The organism is Mesorhizobium newzealandense, from assembly GCF_042682145.1.
Classification (GTDB): Bacteria; Pseudomonadota; Alphaproteobacteria; order Rhizobiales; family Rhizobiaceae; genus Mesorhizobium; species Mesorhizobium newzealandense.
This window is the reverse complement of sequence record NZ_JBHUGZ010000012.1, coordinates 103,321-124,812: the sequence shown is the minus strand read 5'-3', so window position 1 is coordinate 124,812 and position 21,492 is coordinate 103,321. Positions and strand designations below refer to the sequence as shown.

19 protein-coding genes and 5 pseudogenes are annotated in these 21,492 nt (G+C 59.1%); 11 read left to right on the top strand and 13 right to left on the bottom strand.

Features of this window, described 5'->3' with window-relative positions; translation table 11 throughout:
* Positions 1-48: 48 nt before the first annotated feature.
* Complete coding sequence (locus ACFSOZ_RS17065) at positions 49-1,428, bottom strand: M20/M25/M40 family metallo-hydrolase (RefSeq protein WP_379100110.1); 1,380 nt, start codon at positions 1,426-1,428, stop codon at positions 49-51.
* 409 nt (positions 1,429-1,837) lie between these two features.
* On the bottom strand, positions 1,838-2,566 hold the full coding sequence (locus ACFSOZ_RS17060) for an IS6 family transposase (protein WP_379100097.1): 729 nt from the start codon (positions 2,564-2,566) through the stop codon (positions 1,838-1,840).
* A 332-nt stretch (positions 2,567-2,898) separates the two neighbouring features.
* Between ACFSOZ_RS17060 and ACFSOZ_RS17055 the strand changes: the two genes are divergently transcribed.
* From ACFSOZ_RS17055 to ACFSOZ_RS17045, 3 genes are all read left to right on the top strand, one after another.
* Positions 2,899-3,609 (top strand): class I SAM-dependent DNA methyltransferase, encoded by a 711-nt coding sequence (locus tag ACFSOZ_RS17055; RefSeq protein ID WP_379100108.1) that lies wholly within the window; start codon positions 2,899-2,901, stop codon positions 3,607-3,609.
* 175 nt (positions 3,610-3,784) lie between these two features.
* A complete protein-coding gene (locus ACFSOZ_RS17050; protein ID WP_379100106.1) occupies positions 3,785-4,162 on the top strand; it encodes an SDR family NAD(P)-dependent oxidoreductase in 378 nt (125 codons plus the stop codon).
* Positions 4,163-4,171: 9 nt separating this feature from the next.
* On the top strand, positions 4,172-4,984 hold the full coding sequence (locus ACFSOZ_RS17045; protein WP_379100104.1) for an SDR family NAD(P)-dependent oxidoreductase: 813 nt from the start codon (positions 4,172-4,174) through the stop codon (positions 4,982-4,984).
* 81 nt (positions 4,985-5,065) lie between these two features.
* Here the strand turns inward: ACFSOZ_RS17045 and ACFSOZ_RS17040 are convergent.
* The 3 genes and pseudogenes from ACFSOZ_RS17040 to ACFSOZ_RS17030 all read right to left on the bottom strand — a co-directional run.
* Positions 5,066-5,568: pseudogene (locus ACFSOZ_RS17040) on the bottom strand (transposase); the annotation flags it as partial.
* Between the two features lie 143 nt (positions 5,569-5,711).
* Positions 5,712-6,791 carry an IS5 family transposase gene (locus tag ACFSOZ_RS17035; RefSeq protein WP_095085660.1) on the bottom strand — a complete coding sequence of 360 codons (1,080 nt, stop codon included), beginning with the start codon at positions 6,789-6,791 and terminating at the stop codon, positions 5,712-5,714.
* A 67-nt stretch (positions 6,792-6,858) separates the two neighbouring features.
* A pseudogene (locus tag ACFSOZ_RS17030) lies at positions 6,859-7,153 on the bottom strand (transposase); the annotation flags it as partial.
* Between the two features lie 50 nt (positions 7,154-7,203).
* Between ACFSOZ_RS17030 and ACFSOZ_RS17025 the strand changes: the two are divergent.
* On the top strand, positions 7,204-8,415 hold the full coding sequence (locus tag ACFSOZ_RS17025) for an IS66 family transposase (protein WP_379100101.1): 1,212 nt from the start codon (positions 7,204-7,206) through the stop codon (positions 8,413-8,415).
* A gap of 8 nt (positions 8,416-8,423) precedes the next feature.
* Positions 8,424-8,855: an IS1096 element passenger TnpR family protein gene (locus ACFSOZ_RS17020; RefSeq protein ID WP_379100071.1), complete on the top strand. Its 432-nt coding sequence runs from the start codon at positions 8,424-8,426 to the stop codon at positions 8,853-8,855.
* A 37-nt stretch (positions 8,856-8,892) separates the two neighbouring features.
* On the opposite strand, the pseudogene ACFSOZ_RS17015 reads toward ACFSOZ_RS17020, so the two are convergent.
* Positions 8,893-9,112: pseudogene (locus ACFSOZ_RS17015) on the bottom strand (transposase); the annotation flags it as partial.
* Between the two features lie 424 nt (positions 9,113-9,536).
* Here ACFSOZ_RS17015 and ACFSOZ_RS17010 point away from each other — a divergent pair.
* A complete protein-coding gene (locus tag ACFSOZ_RS17010; protein WP_379100099.1) occupies positions 9,537-10,877 on the top strand; it encodes an IS1380 family transposase in 1,341 nt (446 codons plus the stop codon).
* Positions 10,878-11,074: 197 nt separating this feature from the next.
* Here the strand turns inward: ACFSOZ_RS17010 and ACFSOZ_RS17005 are convergent.
* From ACFSOZ_RS17005 to ACFSOZ_RS16985, 5 genes and pseudogenes are all read right to left on the bottom strand, one after another.
* Positions 11,075-12,021 (bottom strand): IS630 family transposase gene (locus tag ACFSOZ_RS17005; RefSeq protein ID WP_417568608.1). Its coding sequence is split into 2 segments (ribosomal slippage): positions 11,075-11,677 and positions 11,680-12,021, totalling 945 coding nucleotides; the frame shifts between segments, so codons are not numbered across the junction.
* A gap of 310 nt (positions 12,022-12,331) precedes the next feature.
* The gene (locus ACFSOZ_RS17000; RefSeq protein WP_379100097.1) at positions 12,332-13,060 is read right to left on the bottom strand and encodes an IS6 family transposase; all 729 of its coding nucleotides are present in this window, start codon (positions 13,058-13,060) and stop codon (positions 12,332-12,334) included.
* Between the two features lie 34 nt (positions 13,061-13,094).
* Positions 13,095-13,178, bottom strand: a complete 84-nt coding sequence (locus tag ACFSOZ_RS16995) for a hypothetical protein (RefSeq protein ID WP_379100479.1) — start codon at positions 13,176-13,178, stop codon at positions 13,095-13,097.
* A 68-nt stretch (positions 13,179-13,246) separates the two neighbouring features.
* On the bottom strand, positions 13,247-13,633 hold the full coding sequence (locus ACFSOZ_RS16990) for a transposase (RefSeq protein WP_095090644.1): 387 nt from the start codon (positions 13,631-13,633) through the stop codon (positions 13,247-13,249).
* Between the two features lie 66 nt (positions 13,634-13,699).
* Positions 13,700-13,939, bottom strand: a pseudogene (locus tag ACFSOZ_RS16985) (hydantoinase/oxoprolinase family protein); the annotation flags it as partial.
* Between the two features lie 759 nt (positions 13,940-14,698).
* On the opposite strand from ACFSOZ_RS16985, the gene ACFSOZ_RS16980 reads away from it, so the two are divergent.
* The gene (locus ACFSOZ_RS16980) at positions 14,699-15,718 is read left to right on the top strand and encodes a thiamine pyrophosphate-dependent dehydrogenase E1 component subunit alpha (protein ID WP_379100095.1); all 1,020 of its coding nucleotides are present in this window, start codon (positions 14,699-14,701) and stop codon (positions 15,716-15,718) included.
* 5 nt (positions 15,719-15,723) lie between these two features.
* A complete protein-coding gene (locus tag ACFSOZ_RS16975) occupies positions 15,724-16,725 on the top strand; it encodes an alpha-ketoacid dehydrogenase subunit beta (protein ID WP_379100093.1) in 1,002 nt (333 codons plus the stop codon).
* 425 nt (positions 16,726-17,150) lie between these two features.
* On the opposite strand, the gene ACFSOZ_RS16970 is transcribed toward ACFSOZ_RS16975, so the two are convergent.
* Positions 17,151-17,879: an IS6 family transposase gene (locus ACFSOZ_RS16970; protein ID WP_379100097.1), complete on the bottom strand. Its 729-nt coding sequence runs from the start codon at positions 17,877-17,879 to the stop codon at positions 17,151-17,153.
* Between the two features lie 23 nt (positions 17,880-17,902).
* A complete protein-coding gene (locus ACFSOZ_RS16965) occupies positions 17,903-18,343 on the bottom strand; it encodes an SDR family NAD(P)-dependent oxidoreductase (RefSeq protein WP_379100091.1) in 441 nt (146 codons plus the stop codon).
* A 60-nt stretch (positions 18,344-18,403) separates the two neighbouring features.
* Between ACFSOZ_RS16965 and ACFSOZ_RS16960 the strand changes: the two genes are divergently transcribed.
* From ACFSOZ_RS16960 to ACFSOZ_RS16950, 3 genes and pseudogenes are all read left to right on the top strand, one after another.
* Complete coding sequence (locus ACFSOZ_RS16960; protein WP_379100097.1) at positions 18,404-19,132, top strand: IS6 family transposase; 729 nt, start codon at positions 18,404-18,406, stop codon at positions 19,130-19,132.
* 76 nt (positions 19,133-19,208) lie between these two features.
* Positions 19,209-19,727, top strand: a pseudogene (locus tag ACFSOZ_RS16955) (IS110 family RNA-guided transposase); the annotation flags it as partial.
* Positions 19,728-20,575: 848 nt separating this feature from the next.
* The gene (locus tag ACFSOZ_RS16950) at positions 20,576-21,340 is read left to right on the top strand and encodes an SDR family NAD(P)-dependent oxidoreductase (RefSeq protein WP_379100089.1); all 765 of its coding nucleotides are present in this window, start codon (positions 20,576-20,578) and stop codon (positions 21,338-21,340) included.
* Positions 21,341-21,492 lie beyond the last annotated feature (152 nt).

Genomic DNA, 21,492 nt, shown 5'->3' with positions numbered 1-21,492 from the left:
TGGCTCGCGAAAAGACTGGCCCAGTATGACCGGACAGACCCCTGCTCATCACGCTTCATCAAGGCGCAACAAACCAAGCTCATGCAATAAAGCAGCGCCGGTACGAATTCCGCTGTAGAAGCAATCAAGCGTTAGATTTTCATTCGGAGCGTGATTTGCTTCGTCATGGTTTGCGTAAGGCGTATCGAAAGCAGGAATGCCGAGAATCTTGGTGAAGACGTAGTTAGGCAAAGAGCCAAAGCCCGCTGGGATCAGTAATGGCTCCTCGCCCTGAGCAGCAAGGAAGGCACGACGCAGCGGCGCGGTGAAGGAGGAGGCGATAGGCGTCTTTGAGGGGGACATGTTTTCCAGCGCGATGAGTTCCACCTCAGGAGCATGTTGCTTCACATGCGCGGAGACCTTGCGCAGGATGTCGTGGGGGTCCTGCGCCTCCACCAGCCGGATGTCGCATTTTACAACGGCTTCGCTGGGCAGGACGGTCTTGCTTCCGGGGCCGCTATAGCCGCCATGGAATCCATTGATCGTCAGCGTCGGGCGGAAGCAGAGACGCTCGTAGAACGACCGTTCCGCCGGCGCGTCGAGCCGAGAAAGATCGAGCTTCCGCGTGAATGTCTCGAGATCAAGCGGCAGACGCTCGACCGCGGCCAGTTCTTCCGACGAGGGCGGCTCGATGCCATCGTGGAAGCCGTCGATGGTAATCTCGCCGTCGGCATTCTTCATGGTGCCGAGCAGATGCACCAACGTCCAGATGGGGTTCGGCACCACGCCGCCATAGTTGCCCGAATGCAGATCGCTGTTGGCGTGGCGGCAACGAAGCTCGAAGGAGAGCACGCCGCGGGAGCGAAACTTTATCATAGGTGCGCCGCTGGCATGGCGCGGGCCATCGGCCGTGACGGCGAGATCGGCCTCCAGTTTGTCCTTGTTAGCCCGCACAAACGCCGCAATATGCGGGCTGCCGATCTCTTCCTCACCCTCCAACAACAGGATGACGTTGCAGGGCAGCGCGCTATGGACCTTGATGTGGGACTCGATCGCGAGAATCTGGGCGAAATGCTGGCCCTTGTTGTCGCCGACGCCGCGTGCATAAAGACGGCCGGCGCGAATAGTTGGCTCGAAGGGCGGCGAGAGCCATTTGTCGATCGGGTCGGCCGGCTGTACGTCGTAATGGCCATAGAGCAGCACGGTTGGCTTGCCCGGCGCCTTCTCCCAGCGCGCGACCACCATAGGATGTCCCTCTGTCTGCATTAGGCTGGTCTCAAGCCCAATGCTGCTCAGCATTTCGACCAGGAGGGCACCCACTTGTTCAATACCTACGTTCTCGGCACTGATGCTGGGATGGCGAACGTAATCAATCAGACGCTCGAGGAAAGGCGAGCGGTTCGCGTCGATATGCTCGAAAACGGCGATCAATGTATCAGATGTAGTCATATATTTTCCTATGAAAGGAGAATACTGCTATTCAGGGGACCTACTAGCAAGCCGCTGCTGCAAGTCTTGAGTATCGCGACATCGAATTGAGCGGAAACCTGCAAATCAGGGGTTTCGACCCGATCAGCAATAATTCTGTAGGGCAGGCTGGCGTTTGATTTGACGTGAGGCACTGACGCTTCAAGCAGGTCGGTAGTTTGCACGCCGACGTGATCTGCGCTGGGATTACAATGCGATTGATCCTTCGGCGCGGCGAACCCGCATGAGCACCGCTATCCGCGACGGCGATTACGTCGAAGTCGTCATGCAATGCGATGACCGTTGCGCCGACGAGAGCTTCCTTTGAGCCTTGCATGGTGGCGTCGCCTTAACTTGGGTTGGGCACGGGATGCCCCCCGATGTGGCCTCTTCACGCGGCTGTCGACAAAGCGATTTGCCTCCAGACCGCCATAGTGGCGGCTCGAATGTCGCGGTGATCGGCGGCTATCAGATGTTTCCGGTGAAGATTGAAGAGGTTGGCGATCGGGCCATGGATGGAAACGAAGCGCTGGCATTGTCGTGCCGACTTGAACCGGATCATACCTCGTTCTCGCCGTCGAACAGCCAGATGAGAATTCTCCGCTCGGTTATTCAGCCCCTTATGCGATCGATGCTCGACACCTGGCATGATTTCCCTTTTGGCCGCATCGTAGGATCTGAGCTTGTCGGTGATCATGACGCGCGGCGTGATGCCTTGCCCTTTCAGCAGCTTTCGCATCAGCTTCAAGGCCGCCTTCTTGTTCCGGCGGCTCTGGATCAAGGCATCGAGAACATAGCCATCGGCATCGACGGCCCGCCACAGCCAGAATTTCTTGCCCTTGATAGCAACGACCATTTCGTCGAGATGCCACTTGTCGGCAAAACTACCCCTGGACCGCCGCTGGACGGAGCGGGCATATCCGCGGCCGAACTTGGCAGCCCATTCCGCGACAGTCTGGAACGAGACTTCGATGCCGCGCTCGGCCAGAATATCTTCCACATGACGCAGGCTCAGTGGAAATCGGAAGTAGAGCCACACCGCATGCGCTATGATCTCGGCAGGAAAACGATGACGCTTGTATCGGAGCGTCATAATATCGGTGGGCGGGTGCGGGCTCATGCCCGTAAAGTCCGCCGAAAATGTTAAGGCAACGCTACCCTCGGGCCTAACAATCCGTGCTCAACCCCAGAGAAATTACCGGTCTCATCTTGATCCAGCCGACCTGTTGCAATCGGGCGATGTCGCGCCATAATCAAAGACTGGCATCCGTTCAAGTCCCGATCCACGCACCAACGCCCTTGTCCATGGGAACGCCAAACATCTTCGGAAATCTCAACGTTAAAGTAATGTAACATAAAATTCTCAAAACTTACCCTTTGCCCCTGCATATTGCTGGTAAAGTCGCGCTTGACAGGCAGAGCCACACCCATCTGGCTACACGGAGGAACTATATGCACACCCTGCATCAGCACACAGCACCGGAGCAAGCCGCACGAGAGCGCATGAAGGCATCCCATGCCCTTGATGGCGACGCCGGTCGCTTGGCCCACTTATATCGCGGATGGGCGAGTGCCTTCGATCTGGATCAGGCCCGCGTCGGGTACTGCGGGCCGATGATCGTGGGCGAACTGGCAGGCGCCATGCAGACGGCCTATTTGGCCGGGGAGCGAAGTGCCATCACAATCCTGGATGCTGGCTGCGGAACGGGACTCGTCGGCGTGGAACTGGAACGCCTCGGTTTCCGGTTGATTGACGGGTTCGATCTCTCCGAAGAGATGGCCGAAAAGGCCCGGCAAACCGGCGTCTACCGACATGCCCGAGGCCATGTCGACCTTAACGGGCAGCTCTCCGACTACTCCAGCGCGACCTATGACCTGACCGTCTGCTGCGGCGTCCTCACGCTGGGACACGTCCAGCCGGATGGGTTGCGGGAGCTGGCTCGCGTCACCCGCCCGAACGGCTTTGTCATTGCAAGCACCCGCAAGAGCTACGCGGAGAAGACAGTCTTTGAAGACCAGGTGCGCAGTTTGCAGGATGAGGGCGTCCTTATATCGGCGCAATGTCTAAGGAACGGCAGATACGTCGCCGAGGAGGACGCGCACTATTGGGTCTTCCGTGTGCCTGAGAAGGTCAGCGCGCCGACGGAGGCGGCCTTCAAATGAGAAATAATCGCGTGCTGGATAACCAAGGAGCATGACCATGTTCAAGGTCCCGTCAACTCCGTCGGAGCCGCTTACGAAAGAGGAAAGGAACTACCGGTATGCGGGGCACAGATCATTGACCAGGCCGCCGAAGATACGCGCAAGGGCTCATCACTTCTGAAGGACAACCGCTACCATGACCCATTCCAAGAAGATGGTTAGGCGTAGAAGCGCCATCGAAACATCAGATGATGATTTGCGTCAGACTTTCCAGGCCAATGTCGACGGTGACGTCTATTTTAGCCGCGCTGCCGTGAAAGCAATGAGGGCGACTGGCGGCGGCAGCATTGTTAATATAGCCTCGAATGTCGGATTCGTTGGCTGTCCCAGGCTGGCTGCCTACTGTGCCTCAAAGGGCGCCGTCGTTCTGTTGACACGCGCCATGACGCTCGGTCATGCCAAAGAGCAAATCAGCATCAATGCGGTCTGCCACGGTGCCGTGGACACGCCCATGCTTGTGTCAGCCCACAGCAAGTCTGTTACTGCCACCGATGGCGGCTTCACGGCAGGATAGGGGGGATTCATGGGGACCCGGCTATCAGGCAAGGTTGCCATCGTGACCGGTGGGAATCGAGGCATAGGGCGTGCAATTGCGGAGACGCTCGCTTGTGAAGACGCCACGGTCGTCATCGGCGACTTGCGTGAGGATCGCTTCGCTGATTGTGCCAGCCTGGAGAGGCTCGCGTTTGTCTCTCTCGATGTCACGAACGAAGCCTCAATTCGCGCATTTGTTGACGAGGTCCTCGAGAAATTTGGCAGGATCGATATCCTGGTCAACAATGCTGGTAAAGTTATTCATAAGTCCATCGACGATCAGACCGCCGAGGATTGGGACTGGCTTATGGCGGTCAACCTTCGTGGTCCGTTTCTGATGGCCAAGTATGTGGTCCCGGAGATGAGGCGTATCGGCGCGGGCACGATCGTTAACATCGGGTCGGTCGAGGGCTATATGGTCAACCCTTGGCATACTGCCTACGCTGCCACCAAGGCCGGCGTACATGGGCTCACGCTGGGCCTGGCAGTTGATCTTGGGCCCGATGGCATACGTTGCAATACCGTTTGCCCCGGTTGGATCGATACCGAGCTCAATCGGGCCTACATTGAGATGTACCCAGACCGCAGCTCGATCGAGCGGGAATTGGGACAACTTCACCCGGTGGGACGGATTGGCGCGCCGAGGGAAGTAGCCAACGCGGTGCTTTGGTTGGCCAGTGAGGAATCCAGTTTCGTTAGTGGTGAAATGATTTCCGTCGACGGCGCGCGAACTAAAAAGATCTCCCTACCCGCCATTGTGGACGAGGAGTATCGGGTCAAGCTGACGAAGCTACAGCTATAGTCCTGGATTGGGGTTTAGGCAATGAACGGCGTTGGTGCGTGGATCGGGACTTGAACGGATGCCAGTCTTTGATGGAGCTGTCTACGCGGTGGCTCCATTACGGCGGACGGATTTCGGGCGTGCGCATTCGAGCATGCGGTTGAGGACTGTGCAGCCGATGGCGATTTTCGTCTGCTGAGCATGAAACGACCGGGCCCGCAGACGCCGCCCGATGAGCGCCTTGTATCGCCCGATGGCGCTCGACCAGCGCGCGCTTACCAGAGCCGGTGGTGGCCTGCCATTTCATTCGACCGTCTCTGCCGATTGCTGTGATATGCAGATCCCCTTTGGCCGGGAGGTTCGGTGTCGGCGCGCTGGACCGCGTTAGCACGCGACGGAATAACGATCACAGCGCCGGCGCTGTGGTTGATGACAGCGTCGTAGGTCGGCTTTCCATCATAGGCGCCGTCGGCGGTGAACTGTCCGACCGGGCGACTGATCTGGTCGAGCAACGGGGCCACCTGCGAGGCATCTCCTGTGTCCCATTCGGTCGCGCGGGCGATGATCTTGCCGCTATCGGCATCCAGAGCCAGCTGGGCACCTCGAACTACGGCATTTCCGAGACCTGTGGGGCGGCAAAGCGGTTCGGCCCGGGCTGATGGCGGGAAGTGGCTTCGGTTTTGGTCGTTGAGGTTGATGCTGGGTGCCGAGTTTGGCGTCGCGGCGGCGTTTTCCGCCGCTTTTGGCGTCATGCAGGCGCAGTTCGCCCCTGGTGCCAGACGTAGCGCATCAGATTGTAGGCGAGGTTCGTCATGCCGATCTTGGTCCTGGCGCGGGCGATGCCGATCGTGCGGATGAAGAGTTTCATCTGCGCCTTCTGACGGGCGAAGACGTGCTCGACGAAGGCTCGGGTCTTTGAGCGCCGGCCGTTGGCCCGCGACGTCGCTTCGCTCATAGGCCGGCCCTTCGGCTTCTTGTGGTGGATTTCGGAGACATATCCGTTCCGGTCGAGCCACTCCTCGTTCTTCTTCGAGCGATAGGCGGTGTCGGCCCAGACCGTAGACCCGGTATTGGCGCGGTTGAGCACGTTGCGAAGCTGCGCGCCGTCATAGGCGGATGCGCTCGTGACGTTCCAGCCGCGGATGAAGCCGTGCCGGCGGTCGATGGCGGCATGGTTCTTGTAGCCGAAAGCGGGAATGGCGATGTCGCGCTGCTGCGCCTTTCCCTCCTCGGCGACCTTGGCCTTGGAGAACTTCACCGTCCAGCGGGCATCGCGATCCTTCTGGCGCAGCTTGGCCGGCTTCTCCTTCCATGCGTCCGGCACCTTGCCCGCCTTGATGTCGGCCTTCTCGGCGTCGGTGTTGCGCTGCTTCGGCGCCGCCACGATGGTGGCGTCGACGATCTGCCCGCCCATCGCCAGATAGCCGGCCTTGGCGAGGTGCTTGTCGAAGCGGGCAAACAGGTTCTCCACCGCGCAGGCCTGCGTCAGATGCTCGCGAAACAGCCAAATCGTCTTGGCGTCTGGCACTCTGTCGCCGAGCCCCAGTCCGAGGAAGCGCATGAAGGACAGCCGGTCCTGGATCTGGAACTCGGCCTGGTCGTCGGACAGCCCGTAGAGCGCCTGCAGCACCATGATCTTGAACATCATCACCGGGTCGTAGGCAGGACGACCGCCCCTGGCGCCGTCCGAGCGCTTCAGCACCTTGGCCAAAGGCTTGCGGAAAACCTCCCACGGCACAACGGCGTTCAACTTCTCCAGGGGATCGCCGGCTTCGCTTAGCCGAGCATAGCGCTCATCGATATCCCAGAACCCGGCCTGTCCCCGCATCCAATCCCTCCTTCCAAATCGCAACGGCAGTGAATCACAAACCGGTCAAAATGGGGAGGTTTTTCGAGACCTCCAGATGGAGTTTGCGCCAACCGCGGCGGGATCTGGCGCCATGCTTCTCTTCAAGCCATTGGCCTGCGCCGTAAACCTGAAGGCCAGTGCTCTCGACAAGAACATGTACCGGGCCGTCCGGCGCAACCTGGCGATCATGCCGGCTGTTGACAGATCGCCATGTCCGCGCTCGCCGGCTCAGGGTGGTATGATCGGGGACGGAGAGATCCAGACCCATCAATTGCAGACACCGATCCCAGCAATCCTTCTGTCTGGCGCAGACGCAGCCCGAATACCAGGCCCAACGTCAGTAATTACTCACGCCCTTGTCAGGGGCAAGAATCCCTGAATCTATGTGGATATGGATCGCACTGATTTGCAGCGTCTGACGAAGGAAGAGTTGATCGATCTGGTGCTGCGGATACAGCGGCCAGAGAAGACATCGCGCACGTCGTCCAGGCCACCTTCGAGCGATCGCAAGGCGCGTCGGGACAGGGCAAAGCCTGGCGGCGCCAAGGCGGGTCATAAAGGTCACAGCCGCGCCATGAGTGAGGATGCCGATCGCATCATCGATCATCATCCCGACCAATGCCTTTGCTGCCGCGCCAGCCTGTCGAGCGATCTTGCTGCCGAAACCGTCAGCGAGCACGACAAGATTGAGCTTCCTGCGATCAGGCCTTTGATTGAGCGCCATCGGCGCCTGGCAGTCCGTTGCCCGTCCTGCGGCACGCTGGTCGTCGCGGCTGTGCCAGATGCGGCGAAGGGGACGCCGTTCGGGCCACGCGTGCACGCCGTAGCGACCTATCTCAAGACTTTCAAGGCCCTGTCCTACGAGCGGCTGCAGGGCGCGTTCGCGGCCGAGTGCGACAAGGCCGTCGCGGCGTTGCGCCGGGCCAAGGTCATCGCCTCCGATGAGACCGGCGTGCGGATCGAAGGAAGCAACGCCTACCACTGGGTGTTTCGCTGCGCCGAAGCGGTTGTTCATCAAGCGGCGCCAACGCGCGGCGCTGTCGTGGTCCGGACCCTGATGGACGGCCATCGGCCCGACGTCTGGTGTTCCGATCGCTATGCCGCACAACAAGGTCACGCAAATGCGCATCAGACCTGCCTGGCGCATCTCGCCCGCGACGTCGCCTATGCGGACGAGGCAAGTGAGGACATGCTGCCCTCACGGCTCAAGCGTTGGCTGCAAAGGGCCTTCGCCCTAGCCGACGGTATGGAAACCTTCGCCGCCTCGACCATCGCCGGCAAGCGTCGCGCCCTGGAGCGAAGTCTGGACGATATCTTCGCCACCACAACGTCGTGCGATCTGGCCCGCGACATCCAAAACAAGTTCAGGCGAGCTCGTGATCAACTTTTGACCTTTGCCCAATGGCCAGGAATGGTCGACGCGACGAACAACGCCTGCGAACGGGCGCTGAGACCCGCCGTCGTTCAACGGAAGATCACCAACGGCTATCGCGCCATGTGGGCCGCCCAGGGCGAAGCCGACATTCGAACCGTCGTCGACACGGCTCGTCTCGCGCCAGGCACGAACCCCTTCAAAATCATCCTTCAAACCGTCAGCGCCTGAAATCTGCGATGACTGAGCCCGCGACCTTGATCTTCCGAGCCTCTCTTCGGGCACGGCTTTGTCGGGACATCGAGGTGTCGAGTTCGAGCACGCTGGCGGATCTGGCCGAAGCCATCGTAGCGGCATTTGGCTTCGACTTGGACCACGCCTACGGCTTCTATTCAAAGCTGACGGGAAAGCTGTTCGACTCGCCCCTGCGGTTCGAACTCTTCGCCGACATAGAGGGGAGCGGCTCTCGCAGCGTGAAGGGCACGCGCGTCAGCACAGCCTTCCAGAAGGTGGGCTCGGCAATGACCTTCTTGTACGACTACGGTGACGAGTGGCGCTTCCGCGTTGAACTTATTGGAACAGGGCAGGCGCAGCCCGATGCCAATTACCCGAGGATCGTCAGCAAGATCGGCAAGGCTCCCCCGCAGTACCCGGACATCGACCACGAGTGACGACGCACCGTGCCGCATCGAAAGGGTGGGTAATTACCAACGTCAAGGCGGTTTCGATCGCCAGATCGGAATAGCGGGGCTGCCCACCTCTTTGTCTTGCGTCTTGGCGCTTGCCACGACACAAGGGCTTCCGGCGTCAGCCACAGGGTCAAGCTACCGCGTCGGCAGAGCCCCGCCTCATACTCTTGCCAGTTCCTCACCCTGAACTTCATCTTGCCGATGTGATGGCGGCGGGGGGCATTGTGTTTGAAAGGCATGGCTGCGACAGACCGATTAGTGAGCTTCCCGCCCGCCTACGCCAATGCGATTAATGATCCGCGCACCAACGTCGGATTGTACCACTTGTCGAAATAGACTTGGTGGAAGCCGATCCAAATGGTCGCTTTCGTCTATTCCTCCCGCGACCGCGTCGCTTGGTGAGGCCGGCACTGGATGGCACCGAGCCATGGCTCAATCTGAACAAGTCGGCGACAGAGTTGTCCTGAATTCGACATAACAGCACAACCGACGTAATATAAGTCGGGGTATCATATTGTTTTAAAAGTATTCTTTCGCTTGGCATGGTACATGCTTAGCCCGGAAAATTCATGGGGGTTGGCGGATGTGGTGCAAGCCGTTGAAATGACGTAGGATTTGGTTGCTTAAGCCGATCCGAACCATTTCCCGGAGACCACACCCGCCATGAATGATCTTACGCTGCCGTTGAGCGGTTTGTCATCAGTCGGCGGCAAGTCCGTCGTCGCCCGTTTTGACGGCGGCATGTTGTCCTCGAACAGTGGTGTTCTGGCTCTGGCCGAGGTGGAAAAGCGGCTGCGTGTGGCCGACCGTGTGGCGCGTTGCATCGACGATCCGCGCCGCCCGGACCAGATCATCCACAGCCTGGCGGACATGATCGGCTTTCGCATGAAGATGATCGCCGCCGGTTATGAGGATGGCAACGACGCCAACCGGCTGCGCTGCGATCCGGTCTTCAAGATGGCCCAGGATGCGCTGCCTTCGGGTCGGGATCTGGCCTCGCAATCGACGATGTGCCGGCTGGAGAACCTGCCTGGCGTGCGGGAACTGGTCGTTATGGGCCGTGCGATGGTCGACCTCTATTGCGCTTCCTTCCGCCAGGTTCCGAAGCGGATCGTGCTCGACATTGACGACACTTTTGACGCCGTGCATGGCGGCCAGCAGCTCCGCCTGTTCAATGCCCATCACGACGAATACGGCTTCCAGCCGATTGTTGTGTTCGATGGCGACGGCCGGTTCGTCGGTGCGGTCCTGCGACCAGCGAAGCGGCCGAGCGGGGCAGAAATCCGCCCCCACCTGCGCCGCCTGGTGCGGGCGATCCGCAGCAATTGGCCGAACACCCGGATCCTGATCCGGGCCAACAGCCACTATTGTAGTCCGCAGGTCATCGACTGGTGCCGCGCCAACGATGTCGACTTCATCCTCGGCGTGGCGCCCACCACGACCCTGCGCAAGCATGTCGCGGACCTGGAGAGCAGCACGATGGCGCGTTTTGAAGTGTCATCGAAGACGAACAAGGTCCGCCGCTTCAAGGAGTTTTTTGACGGCGCCGCCAGTTGGAGCCGCGTCGAGCGCATCATCGCCCGCGTCGAGGTCGGCGCCCAAGGTGCCGATACCCGCTTCATCGTCACCAACCTTGCAAGTGGCAAGGCCAAGGCGCTCTACGAGGATGTCTACTGCCGGCGCGGCGCTGCCGAGAACCACATCAAGTCGTGGAAGACGCATCTCGCCGCCGACCGCACCTCCTGCACAAGAGCGACGGCCAACCAGTTCCGGCTGTTCCTGCATGCCGGCGCCTACTGGCTGATGTGGGGCCTGCGGGCCGCGATGCCGAAACGCTCGAGCTTTGCCGTCGCCCAATTCGACACGCTGCGATTGCGCCTCATCAAGATCGCCGCCCGCGTGGTCGAGATGAAAACCCAGATCCGTCTGCACCTGCCGACATCCTGCCCCGACCAGCGTATTCTGCGCATCGTCCTCAGCCGCATCCCGCAACTCGCGATATAAACGATGGGGCGCAGACGTCCCGAAACAAACCCGCCGACCTCAACCCGCACCCCCCGCCTTCCATCACGACGGATCATCGCCGGCGCCCGACGAGGCTTGTCAAAATGCACCCCAAGGGCGGCCAGATCGCCATGCAGGCCGCCGAAAGCCGACCGCCGTGCATCAAGCGGGCTAGAGCAGTTTCTGGATAATCACGGTTAGGCATCGTAGCCGGCGTGGGCGAACAGGTTTTCGCATTCTTTGGGGTGGAAACGATCGATGGCGACGGCCACGGCGTCCCATAATTCCGGGATGGACCGGGCTGCTGCCTTTCGCAGTAAAGCCTTCAGCTTGGCGAAGGCCATCTCAATGGGGTTAAAGTCCGGGGAGTAGGGCGGAAGATAGCGAAGGGAAGCCCCCGCAGCCTCGATGATTTCGCGGACACCGACCACTTTATGAGCAGGCAGGTTGTCCATCACGACGACATCGTCGGGTTGAAGCGTCGGCACGAGGACGCGGCGCAAGTAGACCAGGAATGCTTCGCCATCCATGGCGCCGTCCAGGAGCCAGGGCGCGACGATCCCGTCGAGGCGCAGGCCGGCCGTGAAGGTCGTGGATTTCCAGTGCCCATGAGGAACAGCCGCCCGGCAACGCTGTCCACGCGCAGAGCGGCCTCGTAGCCGGGCCATCTTGGTATTGAGGCCACTTTCGTCGATGAAGATCAGGCGGCTCGGATCGAGATCGAGTTGGCCTTCGAACCACTCTTCCCGCGCTGCCAAAACATCCGGTCGCTGCTGTTCGGCCGCGTGCGCTGTCTTTTTTTGTACGTGATGCCACGCTTTGCGAAGAACGCATGGACCGTCGTCAGGCTGGCTTTGACCCCGCGCTCTGCCGCAAGGCGATCGACGATCTCGGCAAGCGTGATGTCCCGCTCATCGGTCTCGACCAAGGCGAGAATGAAAGTCTCGTGCGCGTCCAGCTTCGATACCTTCGGCTTGCCCTGCCGCCCAGGTTCCAGATTGCCGCTCGAACGCCAGGCCCGATACCATGCACCAGACGTCGATATCCCGATGGCAAACCGCCGTGCCGCTTCTCGGGTCGACAGGCCTGCCTCTATCGCCTCGATAACACGCGTCCGCAAATCCAGGCTGTAAGCTCGTGCCATGCCGCTGCTCCTTCCGCAAATCACTTCGATCAGGGAATCAGAACAAGCCGTTCACTGCAAACAAACGACTCCGATTAAGGGAAAACCGCTCTAGCTGATGCAGCTGAGCGAGGCGATGCAGTTCCTTGCGACGCGCCATTTATTATTCCGAAACAGTCGATCTCAATCCCACACACGCCTGGATTGGAGCGCATGAGGCGATGTTCCGCAATACGAGAACCCGCCCCTCTTGGGATTTGCATCACGCTGTCTCGCCGGTGGCGTCGCCTTAACTTGGGTTGGGCACGGGATGCCCCCCGATGTGGCCTCTTCACGCGGCTGTCGACAAAGCGATTTGCCTCCAGACCGCCATAGTGGCGGCTCGAATGTCGCGGTGATCGGCGGCTATCAGATGTTTCCGGTGAAGATTGAAGAGGTTGGCGATCGGGCCATGGATGGAAACGAAGCGCTGGCATTGTCGTGCCGACTTGAACCGGATCATACCTCGTTCTCGCCGTCGAACAGCCAGATGAGAATTCTCCGCTCGGTTATTCAGCCCCTTATGCGATCGATGCTCGACACCTGGCATGATTTCCCTTTTGGCCGCATCGTAGGATCTGAGCTTGTCGGTGATCATGACGCGCGGCGTGATGCCTTGCCCTTTCAGCAGCTTTCGCATCAGCTTCAAGGCCGCCTTCTTGTTCCGGCGGCTCTGGATCAAGGCATCGAGAACATAGCCATCGGCATCGACGGCCCGCCACAGCCAGAATTTCTTGCCCTTGATAGCAACGACCATTTCGTCGAGATGCCACTTGTCGGCAAAACTACCCCTGGACCGCCGCTGGACGGAGCGGGCATATCCGCGGCCGAACTTGGCAGCCCATTCCGCGACAGTCTGGAACGAGACTTCGATGCCGCGCTCGGCCAGAATATCTTCCACATGACGCAGGCTCAGTGGAAATCGGAAGTAGAGCCACACCGCATGCGCTATGATCTCGGCAGGAAAACGATGACGCTTGTATCGGAGCGTCATAATATCGGTGGGCGGGTGCGGGCTCATGCCCGTAAAGTCCGCCGAAAATGTTAAGGCGACGCTACCCCCGGTCCGCACGCTTCGAACGGAATACGTGAAGCGCCCCCGAGAACGGGTCCAGGCCGCCGTCTCTGACCAGCGCCATCAAAGATGCCGCGCCCTTGCGGAAGTCGACAGGCTGGCACGACACGTAAACCACCACACCGGAAGCGATCATGCCTTGCGAACCGCGCGGATGATCCTCGCCAGGCGATCGGAATCAACATCGCCGCCGGCGCGCACCACGGCATCGCCAATGACGATTTCCACCGTGCCGCTGCCCACCGCTTCAAAGCGCGTGAACTTCGCCGGCTTGCTCGCTGCCTCCGTCAGTGGCGCAACCATGCCCGACGAAAGCGCCTTGCGGCGCCACCCATAGAGCTGCGAGGGATCCAGCCCCTCGGAACGCGCAACCGCCGACACATTGCCCCCTGGCGAGAACGCTTCGGCGACAAGCCGTGCCTTCTCGTCTTCCGACCGATGGCGCGGCTTGCGTCGGGACGGCACAGGCTCCGCCGTCAAAATCTCGAATGTTCGATGATGGCTCATACTGTCGCTCACAGGATTCTCCGCATGATTCATGCTGAAAATGAGCGATCAACCGCCTGCACGCTACGTGGGGATGCCTACGCGCTTACAAATCACCTCGGGAGAGGCAGCGATGTTCTGGCCGCGGCCATCGCGCTTGCGGGCAAACAGTTCGGCACCGAGGCGGGCGGCGGTGGCATCCCAATTGGCCTGCTTGCCCAGCACATGGGCGGCGTCCGACGGCGTGAAGCCGGAAATATGCACCAGCCCGCGCGACACCAGCCGGTTCAGCGTGGCGTTCTGGGCATTCGAGGCCAAAAGCCTGTCGAGCGCGAGCGGCGTCAGAGCAGGTCAAGCCGCGAGCCGTGGCCGTGCCCTTGGTCCCATTCTCTTCGTTTGAGCTTCGACATTCATGTCCTGTTTCGAACGAAAGAAGGTTTGCGGATTTGTTCCATCGAGGGCTCTTCGCTCAAAACCAATGTGATTCCATAGCTAAGTTCAAATGGCGTGGCTCTTGCTCCAGCCTCTCTAGGCCCCACAGAAAGTGTGGCTAAAAAATAGGACCACGGCCGTTGTTGACACCGAGAACCTTCGTACAAGCGCTTAAGAAAACCGTCCCTATTTATCGGGACGTGGTCCACTGCACAGGTCTGCGCTCGATAGCTGTATTGGGTATGATTGGTGTGAGTCACCGACGAGGCGTTCGCCGATTTGCCGTTGACCGATCTTCATCCGAGTGCGCATGCCAAAAAAACCATCACAGATTCGCCAAGGCAAGGTCAGAGTCTCACCAGCACCTTTTACAATGCGCAGAACCAATTCTGCGAGACTAGGCTTCCGAAGGCACCCACATCACCCAAATCACAGGTTGTGGAGGACGAAGACGAGGAGCCAAGACCTCCCTTGCAACGAAAATCCCACGAGGTGGAAGGCGCAAAGCCTTAATTTATTACTCGGACTGATAGTTCGTGGCCAAGCTTTTTTACTCATGATTTTAAGAGAGCCAAAAAGGGTGATGAACAAACCCATTAGAATTTACAAGACGTGGGCTCTTCCATCCCATGCCGGATCTTTACTTGGACATTGGAGTAACGAATCATGCAGTTAAACGGTGGTCAGAGATTAGAGGCATATCGGAGGATGCTTCGCATCCGTCGATTCGAAGAAGAAGGTATGCGCCAGTTTGAAGATAGCAAAGTTCCTGGTTGGTTCCACTCGAGCGTGGGTCAGGAAGCCGCTATCGTAGGGGCATGTCTCGCCCTCCGGGACAATGACGCCATGACCGGAACGCATCGTTCGCACGGCCATCCAATCGGGAAGGGTGCGCATCTGGACGCGCTCATGGCCGAGCTGATGGGAAAGGAGCGCGGCATTTGCAAGGGGCGCGGCGGTTCGATGCACTTTGCAGACAATTCGGCCGGGATCATCAGCGAATCGGCTATCGTCGGAGGGGGCATTCCTCTTGCTACAGGGTCGGCGTTCAGCGCCAGGGTGCGGGGCGTCGATCAAGTCACCCTTTGCTTCTTCGGCGATGGAGCGGTGAACCAAGGCACCTTCCATGAGAGTCTCAACATGGCGTCGCTGTGGAAGCTTCCGGTCATCTATCATTGCGAGAACAACGGCTATGCAATGACCACGTCGGTAGCCCAAAGTCACGGGCAGCCGGACATCGCGCTGCGGGCGTCGGGCTACGGAATGCCAGGGGTAACGGTTGACGGGCAAGACGTGAGTGCCGTCTATGAAGCTGCGGCACAGGCCGTCACGCAGGCACGCGCGGGCGAGGGGCCTACGCTGATAGTGGCCAACACCTATCGGTTCGATGAGCACAATTTCGGCTTGGTGGTTCCGGGGCAGCCCTATCGATCGGTTGAAGAAGTCGAGTCTCATAGACGCGACCGGGATCCGATCCTACTGTATCGCACTGCGCTCCTCCATGAGGGCATAAATGAAAAGTCTCTGAGAGCAATCGAGGACGAAACCGTCGAAGCCGTGAAGCAGGCTGTAAAATTTGCTTTGGCCAGCCCCCTGCCTCGGCCCGCTACCCTAGCCGATTACATGTTCAGTTCGCCCCCTACAGGCCATCATCATGGCTTCGTGGCTGGCCTGGAGAGGAGTTAATCGACATGCAAACTGATACTCAGAAACTTGCCGCGACGCCTGGCACCCATGTCCCGATGACCTATCTTGAAGCACTCGTGCAGGCACAGATAGAGGAAATGGATCGTGATGAGCGCATCGTCATAATGGGAGAGGACAACGCGGCCCATGGCGGCGCCAAACTCATTGAGCGGTTCGGTAAAAACCGGATTTGGAACATGCCGATTTCAGAAGGCAGTTTTACCGGCCTCGGAATCGGGGCTGCCATCAACGGATTGAGACCCATCGTAGACCTCGCAGCTGCCAGTTTGGTCTATCTCGCCTCGGACCAGATCATCAACCAGGCCTCAAAATTGCGGTATATGACTGGAGGCCAGATCGACATTCCGATCGTGTTTCGTTGCTGTATGTTCTCAGTGGGGTCCGAGGCCGCGCAACATGCCGACCGGCCTTATCCATTTTTCATGAATGTGCCGGGCCTCAAAATCATCAGCCCGACAAGCGCCGCCGGCATCAAAGGACTTATGAAATCGGCCATTCGCGACGGCGATCCTGTACTGGTCTTCGAAGACGTTCGCCTGTGGCCGGTCAAGGGTAATGTACCCACAGATCCGGACCATGTAATCCCGATTGGCAAAGCGGAAGTGAAGCGTGAGGGAACAGACGTAACCCTTCTCGCTATTGCCGGCGCAATTGGGCCGACGATGGAAGCTGTCGACGCGCTCGCCAAGGAGGGCATTTTGGTCGAAGTGATCGATCCACGTACGTTGAAGCCGCTCGATCATAAGGCCATCAAGATCTCAATCGCGAAGACCCGACGGCTTGTGATCGTCGAGAACGCGCACCGGGTCTGCAACGTCGGAAGTGAAATCGCCGCGGTGATGGCCGAAGAGGCGTTCGATCTATTAGAGCGGCCAATTCTGCGCCTGAGCGCTCCGGACATTCACGTCCCATTCAGTCCGGCCCTCGAGAAGGATTTCTTCCCGACGAAAGATCACATCATCGCCGCCGTACGGCGGCTGCTCTGACATCCCCAAAAGACTCCGACAGAAAGCCAGGATGACAATCGATATCAACTTACCTTCCAGAGGATGAGGAAAGCTGCTTCGCTGGCTGAAAAGCGTCGGAGATGCGGTCGGGTGTGCTCGAAGCCGAGACAGCCACGGCCACTACAGAAGTGGAAGCGCATGCGAGCGGTATTTGACGACAAAACGTTGCACCGCAAAGTGAGACCGTCGAGAGGGAGAACAGCTATGAGACTTGGGGGACGCACATCATTCAGTAGCAAGTTCGATTTAACCGGGAAAACTGCGTTGATAACGGGCGGAGGGCGCGGAATCGGTTTGCAGATCGCCCTGACCTTGCAAGAAGCTGGCGCCGATATAATCCTCATTGGCACGGTGGCGTCGCCTTAACTTGGGTTGGGCACGGGATGCCCCCCGATGTGGCCTCTTCACGCGGCTGTCGACAAAGCGATTTGCCTCCAGACCGCCATAGTGGCGGCTCGAATGTCGCGGTGATCGGCGGCTATCAGATGTTTCCGGTGAAGATTGAAGAGGTTGGCGATCGGGCCATGGATGGAAACGAAGCGCTGGCATTGTCGTGCCGACTTGAACCGGATCATACCTCGTTCTCGCCGTCGAACAGCCAGATGAGAATTCTCCGCTCGGTTATTCAGCCCCTTATGCGATCGATGCTCGACACCTGGCATGATTTCCCTTTTGGCCGCATCGTAGGATCTGAGCTTGTCGGTGATCATGACGCGCGGCGTGATGCCTTGCCCTTTCAGCAGCTTTCGCATCAGCTTCAAGGCCGCCTTCTTGTTCCGGCGGCTCTGGATCAAGGCATCGAGAACATAGCCATCGGCATCGACGGCCCGCCACAGCCAGAATTTCTTGCCCTTGATAGCAACGACCATTTCGTCGAGATGCCACTTGTCGGCAAAACTACCCCTGGACCGCCGCTGGACGGAGCGGGCATATCCGCGGCCGAACTTGGCAGCCCATTCCGCGACAGTCTGGAACGAGACTTCGATGCCGCGCTCGGCCAGAATATCTTCCACATGACGCAGGCTCAGTGGAAATCGGAAGTAGAGCCACACCGCATGCGCTATGATCTCGGCAGGAAAACGATGACGCTTGTATCGGAGCGTCATAATATCGGTGGGCGGGTGCGGGCTCATGCCCGTAAAGTCCGCCGAAAATGTTAAGGCGACGCTACCAACCCGGGGGCAACTGCGTTCACGCGCACCCCGGATCTTGCCCACTCGCACGCAAGTGTCTTGGTTACCATGTTCACTCCGGCCTTGCTTGCGTTATAGGCCGTCACGACGGATTGTTGTCGGGTAACGATCTCACCGCACATGGAACTAATGTTTACGATCGCCCCAGAACCGCGCTCCGCCATCAGGGATCCGAACGTGCGACTACAATAGAAGACGCCGTCCAAATTGACTGAGAGCACCGCCCGCCAATCCTCATCGGTGGTCTGATTGGTCGGCGCGGCACGAGACACGCCGGCATTGTTCACGAGGATGTCTGGGCAAAGGTCGATTCTACCGGCGACATCGTGCACCGCCTTCGAATCCGTGACATCCAGCTGATGGACCTGCGGTTTGACGGGGAACTGGTCTGCAGCCTCCGCCAAGCGGATCCCGTCAGTGCCAATGGTAGCGTCGCCTTAACATTTTCGGCGGACTTTACGGGCATGAGCCCGCACCCGCCCACCGATATTATGACGCTCCGATACAAGCGTCATCGTTTTCCTGCCGAGATCATAGCGCATGCGGTGTGGCTCTACTTCCGATTTCCACTGAGCCTGCGTCATGTGGAAGATATTCTGGCCGAGCGCGGCATCGAAGTCTCGTTCCAGACTGTCGCGGAATGGGCTGCCAAGTTCGGCCGCGGATATGCCCGCTCCGTCCAGCGGCGGTCCAGGGGTAGTTTTGCCGACAAGTGGCATCTCGACGAAATGGTCGTTGCTATCAAGGGCAAGAAATTCTGGCTGTGGCGGGCCGTCGATGCCGATGGCTATGTTCTCGATGCCTTGATCCAGAGCCGCCGGAACAAGAAGGCGGCCTTGAAGCTGATGCGAAAGCTGCTGAAAGGGCAAGGCATCACGCCGCGCGTCATGATCACCGACAAGCTCAGATCCTACGATGCGGCCAAAAGGGAAATCATGCCAGGTGTCGAGCATCGATCGCATAAGGGGCTGAATAACCGAGCGGAGAATTCTCATCTGGCTGTTCGACGGCGAGAACGAGGTATGATCCGGTTCAAGTCGGCACGACAATGCCAGCGCTTCGTTTCCATCCATGGCCCGATCGCCAACCTCTTCAATCTTCACCGGAAACATCTGATAGCCGCCGATCACCGCGACATTCGAGCCGCCACTATGGCGGTCTGGAGGCAAATCGCTTTGTCGACAGCCGCGTGAAGAGGCCACATCGGGGGGCATCCCGTGCCCAACCCAAGTTAAGGCGACGCCACCCCTGGATGCACCAAACAGCGACTTCCCTGCCCTGTTGCGAGAAGAATGCCGCGACTTGCTGGAGCAGATTGCCGAGAAAACGGTCCGCATCAATGCCAAGACTGACAAGATCAAGGCGCTAGCGGCTGAGGCTGACACAGCGCGGCGACTGCAGACCATGCCCGGCGTTGGTCCCTTGACCGCCTTGGCATTCGAAGCCTTTGCCCCGCCAATGACGAGCTTCAAGTGTGGGCGCGACTTCGCTGCCTGGCTCGGCCTGGTTCCGCGTCAATTCTCCTCCGGGGGCAAAGAGCGGCTCGGGCGCATTTCCAAGGCAGGGCAAGCTGATCTGCGTAGATTGTTGATTATCGGCGCAATGTCCCGTCTGAACTGGCTGGGTCGTAAATCGATCCCGGAAGGTTCCTGGCTGGCGCAGATGATGGCGCGCAAACCACGGATGCTGGTTGCGATCGCGCTTGCTAACAAGATGGCCCGGACAATTTGGGCCATGCTGACAAAGCAGGAGGATTACCGGGTTCCGGCAGCAGCCACAGTAGCTTGATCAACAGGCTGCGCAAGGCTGACGCCGGCAACGGGGAGACAAGAAGGCGACGTCCCGAATGGGCAAAATGATCGAACAGATCTGGATCGGGAAAACCAGATAATTTGTCCGAGCCTGCGAGCTCGTCCCAGAGATATGGACCCGATCCGCAGATCACCATACCGGCCAGCGGCTTCTGAAAGCGCCGCATTCAAAGGCCTTACAGAAGACCGCGCTCGATCACCACCCATAGGATCAGAAACTTCTTGCATCACAGGCGGCAACCACAGAAGAAATTACCCGTCTCCGCGCCGTCGATATAGGCGACAGTGCCGAACGCATCCTTCGCGATAGCGATCGGTGAGCGAGGCGGGGATCGCGGATGATCTTACGCGCCGTCAGTCCTGCCCCTGAGCACGTCGCCAAAATCACCTGACAGATGAGGATTTTGCAGTTCCCATAGTTCTCTTCTTGAGCTCCAATGAACAGTGAGCGGGCGACCGATACCATAGAACAGGACGCGACGGCTTAGGCACCGGCTAGTAGCTTCGAACCTCGACAGGGAGAACGAGATCCAGTGGAATGCCAAAGCAGAGTTGCAGGGAACGGTTCTGCTGATTCTAAGTGAGCTGGCTTTGACGGCAACTACCGCGAACGCGCATCAGCTAGGCGCGGAGCATGACCAAGGTCGGAAAGCGGGAACTTCCGCGGTTTTAAACAATATCGTTCACATCGTAGAGGCGGGCGCCCATCCAGTCGCTGAGTAGCCTAGGACGGGTTGGGGTTCGCCCGGCAAGGGTTTCCGAGATCGTGGATGCCACGGAGCGGGAGAGCTCTCTAGAGACGCGAAGCCGTTGCAAGAGGATTCAATGACCAAAAGACTTTCAGGAAAAGTGGCCATTATCACTGGCGGCGGTCGCGGGATCGGAGCCGGCATCGCCGGGTGCTTTGTGGAGGCGGGGGCAAAGGTCGCTATTGTACAGAGGAACCCGCCCCCCGATGCCATACTCAGCGAGCGCGTCGTTTATGTACAGGCGGATCTTTCCAACGCTCATGATATTACCGCGGCTGTGCAGACGGTCGTCGAGCGGTTCGGCGGCTTGGACATCCTGGTCAACAACGCCGGGATCATGTTCGAAAAGACAGTCGACGAAATGACCGAGGAGGATTGGGATCAGATGATGGATATCAATCTGAAAGCCCCTTTCCTGTTGACGAAGGCGGCAATGCCGCACCTTCGCAAACGCGGCAAGGGAAGCATCGTCAATATTGGCTCCATCGAAGGACTGGCGTCGAACCCGGGTCATCCGGCCTACTCGGCTTCCAAGGCGGGCATTCACGGCTTCACCGCAGGGGTCGCCGTGGACCACGGACACGAGGGCATCCGCTGTAATGCCATCGCACCGGGTTGGATCAATTCCGATCTCAGTGAGGCCTACATCGACAGCATGGCCGACAGCGCCCGCGTCCGCAAAGAACTGCTGATCATGCATCCGGTGGGGCGTCTTGGCGAGCCGAGGGATGTCGGCAATCTCGCTGTGTGGCTTGCTTCTGAAGAAAGCGCATTCGTCACCGGGCAGGTCTACATCGTCGACGGCGGCCGCACTAAGAAGCTGCCGCTGCCGGTTGAGTAAAGAAAGGCTCGGCCGATGGCCGAGTATCGATTCCTCAGACGATCGACTCAACTTTCTCGCAGGCCAGCCTGTCGCTTCGATCGATGAACAATAAGGCCCCAACGAACGGGCCATGTCGGCGAATCTGAAGCGCTGTTAAGCGGGAGAAAGGA